This is a genomic window from Amycolatopsis rhizosphaerae (assembly GCF_007713715.1).
Taxonomy (GTDB): domain Bacteria; phylum Actinomycetota; class Actinomycetes; order Mycobacteriales; family Pseudonocardiaceae; genus Amycolatopsis_E; species Amycolatopsis_E rhizosphaerae.
Genome location: NZ_VJWX01000373.1, coordinates 1 through 7,240, shown reverse-complemented (window position 1 = coordinate 7,240; position 7,240 = coordinate 1). Strand labels below are relative to the sequence as shown.

The following is a 7,240-nucleotide window of genomic DNA, read 5'->3' as shown; positions in this document are numbered from 1 at the left end:
GGGAACACCAGTCCGTCCAGGACGAAGTTCCCGTCGTGCAGCGGCTCGCCGAAATCCCCGCCATAGGCGAAGAACTCGCGCCCGTCGGGGGTGTGCCGCCGGATGCCGTGGTCGATCCACTCCCACACGAACCCGCCCTGGCAGCGGGGATACCGCTCGAACAGCCGCTGGTACTCCAGCAGCCCGCCGGGGCCGTTGCCCATCGCGTGCGCGTATTCGCAGAGCAGGAACGGCAGTCCGCGGCGGTGCGCGTCGGCGGACGGGTCGGCGGTGGGCGGCTCTTCGTACCGCCCGATCGCCTCGACCTCCGCGTGTGTGGCGTACATCCTGCTGTAGACGTCGACGTGCCGGGAGTCCCCGTCGCCCTCGTAGTGCACCGGGCGGCCCGGATCGCGCTCGTGCACCCAGTCCGCCATGGCGGCGAGGTTGCCGCCGGTGCCGGCTTCGTTGCCCAGCGACCAGAGGATGACCGACGGGTGGTTCTTGTCGCGTTCCACCGTGCGGCACATCCGGTCCAGCATCGCCTGGCGCCACCGGGGATCGTCGCTGGGATTGCCGCGCCAGCCCGCGACCGTGAAACCGTGGGTTTCGAGATCGCATTCGGCGAGGACGTACAGGCCGTATTCGTCGCACAGGTCCAGGAAATCCGGATGCGGCGGGTAGTGGCTGGTGCGGACCGCGTTGACGTTGTGCCGCTTCATCATCAGCACGTCGGCCAGCATGTCGCCGGCGGTGACCGCGCGGCCGCGGCCGGGGTTCCATTCGTGCCGGTTGACCCCGCGCAGCAGGATCCGCCTGCCGTTGACGGTGAGCAGGCCATCGCGCACGGCCACCGTGCGGAAGCCGATGCGCAGCGGAATCCGCTCGCCCCCGGTGGTCAGGGTGCCGTGGTAGAGCCGGGGGAGTTCCGCCGACCACGGGTGGACGGACGGGATCCGGCAGGTGCTTCCGGCGGGCACTCCGGACAGCCCCAGCTCCGGGACCGACAGCGTTGCCGGAACGTCGGTTTCGACGCGGAGCGTGCCGCCGCCGGTGGTGTGGTCGTAGTCCGCGTGCACGAAGAAGTCGCCGGCGGAGCCCGGTGGCCGGGCGATGAGGGTGACGTCACGGAAGATCCCGGACAACCACCACATGTCCTGGTCTTCCAGGTAACTGGCGGGGGAGAACTGGTGGACGCGCACGGCGAGCACGTTGCCGTGCGGGCGCAGCAGCGGGCCGGCGTCGAATTCGGTGGTGAGCCTGCTGCCGGTGGACCAGCCGAGTTCGGTTCCGTTGAGCCACACCGTGAACGCGGAATCCACGCCGCGGAACCGGAGCACCGCCTCGCCCTCCGGCCAGCCGGGGGGAAGGTCGAACCGGCGGCGGTATTCGCCGGTGGGGTTCTCGTCCGGGACGAACGGCGGGTCGAGCGGAAAGGGGTAGCGAACGTTGGTGTAGGCCGGGCTGCCGTGTCCTTGGAGCTGCCAGTGCCCGGGTACCTCCAGCCGGGACCAGCCCTCGTCGTCGAAACCGGGTTCCGCGAACCCGGGGGTCGCGTGGCCGGGCTGGTCGGCCAGGTGGAAACGCCAGGTTCCGCCGAGGGGGAGCGCGGGCGCGTCCGAAGGGGCGTCCGCGCGCGGGGCGCGCCGTCCGGCACCGGGAGCGGTGCTGGTCAGCGGGGCCGGTGCGGCGGCGGTGCCGCGCCCGGTTTCGTGGTCTGGCGCCACGGAGGGCCTCCTCCGAACAGGGTCGTGCGATCGCAGATCCGGACATCCCACGTTATTCCTCTGCCGTGGTCCGGCGAAAGATCCTTGACCGGGGGCGCCGACGGGATCTAGCCTTCCCAGGGCGTAGGACGTCCTACGTCGTACTTCCAGCACTGTTCGGTCGACGAAGACCGGGTCAGGAGACGCGATGTCAGCCAGCCCGAAGCGATCCGGCCTGACGCTCAACCGCCGCGACCTGCTGCGCTACACCGGCCTGCTGGGTGCGGCCGCCGGGCTCTCCTCGGCGCTCGCGGCCTGCGGTGGGCCCAGCTCCACCAACAGCGGCAACACCAAGGGATCGCTCACCGCCGTGATCGGCTACGGCAACAACCAGACCTGGGACCCGCTCCAGACGGCCTCCGCCTTCTCCATGGCGGCCATCCTGCACTGCTACGAGTCGCTCGTGGAGGGCGATCCGATCACGCGCGAGCCGTATCCCGGTCTCGCCAAGGCGTTGCCCGCCGACCTGAAGGGCACGACGCTGGCCTTCGAACTCCGCGACGGTGCCCAGTGGCACGACGGGCAGCCCGTCACCGCCGACGACGTGGTCTTCACCTACCAGCGCGCGCTGGACCCGAAGGAGAACGTGCTCATCCGCAGCTTCTTCTCGCTGTGGCTGGACAGCGTGCGGAAGACGGGCGAGCGGAGCGTGGAGTTCCGGCTGAAGTTCCCGTTCCCCTACGCGCTGCAACGGATCCAGACCTGCAAGATCGTGCCGAAGCACGTGTTCGACGGGAAGTGGGATCTGGCCAAGAACGGTACCGTCGTGGGCTCCGGGCCCTACCGGGTCACCGAACAGGCACCGCTGAGCCACACGTCGTTCGCCCGGTTCGACGCCTACGACGGCCCGCGGCCCGCCGCGTACCGGACCATGCTGTGGAAGTCCATTGTGGATGCCGCACCGCGGGTGGCGGAGATCTCCGGTGCCGGTCCCGACGCGCAGATCGTGGAGAACATCCCGCCCGCCAACGCCGACCAGTTGCGGGCCGATGGCCGCACGGTCGAGTTCGCCGAGGGTGGCAACAACCTGTTCCTGCTGTTCAACACCCGGCACGCGCCGTTCGGCGACAAGCTGGTGCGGCAGGCGCTGCACCACGCGATCGACCGGCAGAAGCTGGTGCAGATCGGGCTCAAGGGCGCCGGCACGCCGGGGACCTCGTTCATCAACCCGAAACTGGACTCCGGGGCCGCCGCCACCGGCAGCTTCGCCTACGACCCCGGCAAGGCAAGGGACCTGCTGCGCCAGGCCGGGGTGACGAACCTGTCGATCGAGCTGTGGACGACGAACACCTCGCTGGTCACCAGCTGCGTGACGGTGATCAAGGAGGGCTGGGACGCCATCGGCGTGGCGACCACGCTGCAGCAGCAGGACACCAAGGCGCTGTTCTCCAAACTGGACGGTGGCGCCGACTTCCCGGTGATCGCCACGACGAACAACCCGATGCAGTTCGGCAACGACCCGGACCTGCTCACCCGCTACTACTACGACTCGTCGTCGATCCTCGCCACCACCTACGCCAGATGGCAGGGGCCGGAGGCCGACGCGCTCTACGCCCTGCAGGACCAGGCCGCCAGGGAACAGGACGAGACGAAACGCGCCGCGCTGACCCGGCAGGTGCTGGAGATGATCGCGGACCAGGCGGTGATCTTCCCCGTGGCCTTCACCCAGCTCGGCACCGCCTGGGACCCGCGCAAGATCTCCGGCGTGCGCGCGCAGGGCTATCCCGGCATCAACGTCAACACGGCCAAACCCGCCTGAGCCGCACCCCTTTCCGGAGAGGACTTCCGCGTGATCGTCGTCGTGCGCATGCTGGTGCGCCGCGTGCTGTCCCTGGTCCCGCTGCTGCTCGGTGTCGTGCTGTTCGTCTTCGTCGTCATGCGGTTCTCCCCGACCGACCCGGCGATGGCCGCCTTCGACGGCGGCAACGCGACGCAGGCGCAGCTGGAGAAGTTCCGCCAGGACAACGGGCTCGACGACCCGTTGCCCGTGCAGTACGGCCGTTTCGTCTGGCGGCTGCTGCACGGCGACTTCGGCACCAGTGTCATCACCAGGCAGCCGGTGTCCGACAGCATCGCCACCGCCCTGCCGCTCACCGTGCAGCTGACCCTGCTCGGCCTGTTCATCGCGATCGTGCTGGCGCTGGTCTTCGGCGTGACCGCCGCACTGTTCCGCGACCGCTGGCCGGATCACCTGATCCGACTGGTCTCGCTCGGCGGTGTCGCCGCACCGGCGTTCTGGGTCGCACTGCTGCTGATCGAATGGCTGGCCGTGGGCGGCGGCCTGTTCCCCACGAGTGGATACGTGAACATGAACGATTCCTTCGGCGGCTGGCTGCGGTCGCTGGCCCTGCCCGCGATCTCGTTGTCGCTGCCGGTCGCCGCGCAGCTCACCCGGATCGTGCGCACCTCGATGGTGGAGGAGCTGGACCGGGACTACGTGCGCACGGCGCGCGGCGGCGGGCTGCCGCCGCTGGTGGTGGTCGGGCGCAACGTGCTGCGCAACGCGCTGATCAACCCGCTGACGGTGCTCGGGCTGCGGGTCGGCTACCTCCTGGGCGGCGCGGTGGTCATCGAAACGATCTTCGCGCTGCCCGGGATGGGCCGGAACCTGATCGAGGCGGTCAAGGACGGGGACGCCTCGAAGGTGCAGGGCTTCGTGATCACGATCGCGGTCGGGTTCGTCCTGGTGAACCTGATCGTGGACGTGCTGTACCTGGTCGCGAACCCCCGGCTGAGGAGCCGGTCGTGAGGCGCCGCCGCCTCGTGGAGAGGCTGAGCAGCCCGGGCAGGCCGGGCATCTCCTTCCGGCGGCTGACCCCGGCATCGCGGATCGCGCTCGGCGTCCTGGTGGTCCTGGTGCTGGCCGCGGTCCTGGGCAGGCTGGCGGCCACCCACGATCCGGACGCGCTGAGCACCGACACCTCGGGCCCCGGCGGCGCGCACTGGTTCGGCACCGACTCCAGCGGCCGCGACATCTTCTCGCGGCTGGTGTACGGCACGCGGTGGTCGCTGGCGATCGGCCTCGGTGCGGTCGCCTTCGCGCTGGTCTGCGGTGCGCTGATCGGCTCGCTCGCCGCCACCACCCGCCGCTGGGTGGACGAGGTGGTGATGCGCGTGCTCGACGTGGTGATGGCCTTCCCCGGCATCGCGCTGGCCGCGGTGCTGGTCGCGGTGTTCGGCCACGCCGTCCCGGTGCTGATCCTGGCCATCGGGTTCGTCAACGTCCCGGCGATCGCCCGGGTGGTGCGCGCGAACGTGCTCGCCCAGTACGGCGAGGACTACGTCGCGGCCGAGCGGATCATCGGCGCGAAACGGTGGTTCATCCTCGGCCGCCACGTGGCCGTCAACTGCGCCGCGCCGATCCTGGTGTTCTGCACCGTCATGGTGGCCGACGCGATCGTGTTCGAGGCCTCGCTGTCCTTCATCGGCGCGGGGATCCAGCCGCCGAACCCCTCGTGGGGATCGGTGCTGGCCGACGGCAAGGACCTGGTGCTGACCGGCGGCTGGTGGGCCACCCTGTTCCCCGGCCTGCTGATCCTGGTCACCGTGCTCGCGCTCAACGTGCTGGCGGAAGGGATTTCCGACGCACTCGCCGCGCCGTCGACGCGCGGTACGGCCGCGAAGGCCGAAGAAGCGCTGCCCGCCGAGGAGGCGGCGGCACCGGCCGAGGAGCACGAAACGGTCGTGCCGCTGCCCGGACTGCTTCGGACGGGCGAGCGGCTGGCGCGCCGGGCGCGGGAACTGGACGGCGCGCCCACGGTGCTCGAAGTGGACCGGCTGGCGATCTCCTTTCCCGGCCGCCACAACGGGGTCGACGTCGTCGACGACGTGTCGTTCACCGTCCGGGCCGGTGAGGTGCTCGGGCTGATCGGCGAATCGGGCTGCGGCAAGTCACTGACCGCGCTGTCGGTGCTGGGCCTGCAACCCGCGGAGGCCAGGGTGTCCGGGGCGATCCGGTTCGGCGGCGAAGACCTGCTGGCGATGCGGCCGCGGCAGCTCAGGCGGCATCTCGGGCGTGACCTCGCGATGATCTACCAGGACGCGTTGAGCTCGCTCAACCCCGCCATGACGATCCGTGCCCAGCTGCGGCAGTTCACCCGGCGCGGCGGCACCCGCACCCCGGCCGAGCTGCTGGAACTGGTCAACCTCGACCCGGACCGGACCCTGCGCGCCTATCCGCACGAACTGTCCGGCGGGCAGCGCCAGCGGGTCCTGATCGCGATGGCGCTGTCACGGGACCCGAAGCTGATCGTGGCCGACGAGCCGACCACCGCGCTCGACGTGACCGTGCAGGCCCAGGTCATGGCCCTGCTCGCGCGGCTGAAGGACGAACTGGGCTTCGCGCTGGTCCTCGTTTCGCACGATCTGGCGCTGGTGTCGGAGGTGGCGGACCGGGTCGTGGTGCTCTACGGCGGGCAGGTCACGGAGGCGGGCACGGCCGCGCAGGTGATCGGCTCGCCGTCGCACCACTACACCAGGGGCCTGCTCGGCGCCGTGCTGTCACTGGAGGAGAACGACACGACCCTGGCGCGCATCAAGGGCGCCGTTCCCTCGCCCGCGGACTTCCCGCCCGGCTGCCGGTTCTCCGGCCGCTGCCCGGCGGCGCGGCCGGTGTGCCGCACGGAGCCGCCCGCCCCGGAGGGCGTGGCCACCGGGCACCTGGTGCGCTGCCACTTCCCGGTGCGGGCCGCGGATCTCGGTGCGAGGACCGGGGAAGGGGTGCCGGCATGACGGAGAAGCTCATCGAACTGGACGGCGTGCACGTCGTGCACCGGGTGCGTTCCCGCGGCCTGTTCGGGCACGACAACGTCTACGCGCTCACCGACGCCTCGCTCGCTGTGGCCCCCGGGGAGACCGTGGGCGTGGTCGGGGAATCGGGCTGCGGAAAGTCCACTTTGGCCAAGGTACTGGTCGGGTTGCAGCGTCCCACGCGCGGAACGGTGCGCTACCGCGGGATGCCGCTGTGGGAGATGACCGCGGAGCGCCGCGCGCGCGAGTTCGGCGCGCGGGTGGGCATGGTGTTCCAGGACCCGGCGACGGCGCTTAACCGCCGCCTGCCGGTGGCCCGGATCATCGCCGACCCGCTCGACGTGCACCGGGTGGGCACCCCCGCGCAGCGCCGTGCCCGGGTCCGCGAGCTGATGGCACTGGTGGGGTTGCCGGGCGCGGCCGCCGACGCGGTCCCGGGGCAGTTGTCCGGCGGGCAGCGCCAGCGCGTGGCCATCGCGCGGGCGCTGGCGCTGCGGCCTTCCCTGCTCATCGCCGACGAACCGACCTCCGCGCTCGACGTGTCGGTGCGGGCGCAGATCCTCGACCTCCTCGGCCGTCTGCGCCGGGAACTCGGCCTGGCCATGGTGTTCGTGTCCCACGACATCCAGACCGTGCGCGCCATGAGCGACCGGATCGTCACCATGTACCTGGGGCGGATCGTGGAACAGGCGCCGGCCGCGGCGCTCGCCGCCGGGCCCCGCCACCCCTACACCAGGGCACTGTTC

The 7,240-nt window shown here is 70.9% G+C and carries 5 protein-coding genes; 4 read left to right on the top strand and 1 reads right to left on the bottom strand.

Annotated elements, in window-relative coordinates; translation table 11 throughout:
* Nucleotides 1–1,706: glycoside hydrolase family 2 TIM barrel-domain containing protein (locus tag FNH05_RS27765; protein ID WP_281287640.1), on the bottom strand; the 1,706-nt coding region annotated here is incomplete at its 3' end.
* A gap of 187 nt (nt 1,707–1,893) precedes the next feature.
* Between FNH05_RS27765 and FNH05_RS27760 the strand changes: the two genes are divergently transcribed.
* The 4 genes from FNH05_RS27760 to FNH05_RS27750 all read left to right on the top strand — a co-directional run.
* Nucleotides 1,894–3,504: an ABC transporter substrate-binding protein gene (locus FNH05_RS27760; protein WP_144591792.1), complete on the top strand. Its 1,611-nt coding sequence runs from the start codon at nt 1,894–1,896 to the stop codon at nt 3,502–3,504.
* A 30-nt stretch (nt 3,505–3,534) separates the two neighbouring features.
* Complete coding sequence (locus FNH05_RS39490) at nt 3,535–4,494, top strand: ABC transporter permease (RefSeq protein WP_246127978.1); 960 nt, start codon at nt 3,535–3,537, stop codon at nt 4,492–4,494.
* The gene (locus FNH05_RS27755) at nt 4,491–6,476 is read left to right on the top strand and encodes a dipeptide/oligopeptide/nickel ABC transporter permease/ATP-binding protein (protein ID WP_246127977.1); all 1,986 of its coding nucleotides are present in this window, start codon (nt 4,491–4,493) and stop codon (nt 6,474–6,476) included. Before FNH05_RS39490 ends, FNH05_RS27755 begins: the two co-directional genes overlap by 4 nt.
* A partial coding sequence (locus FNH05_RS27750; RefSeq protein WP_144591788.1) for an ABC transporter ATP-binding protein occupies nt 6,473–7,240 on the top strand: 768 nt, incomplete at its 3' end. The genes FNH05_RS27755 and FNH05_RS27750, both read left to right, overlap by 4 nt.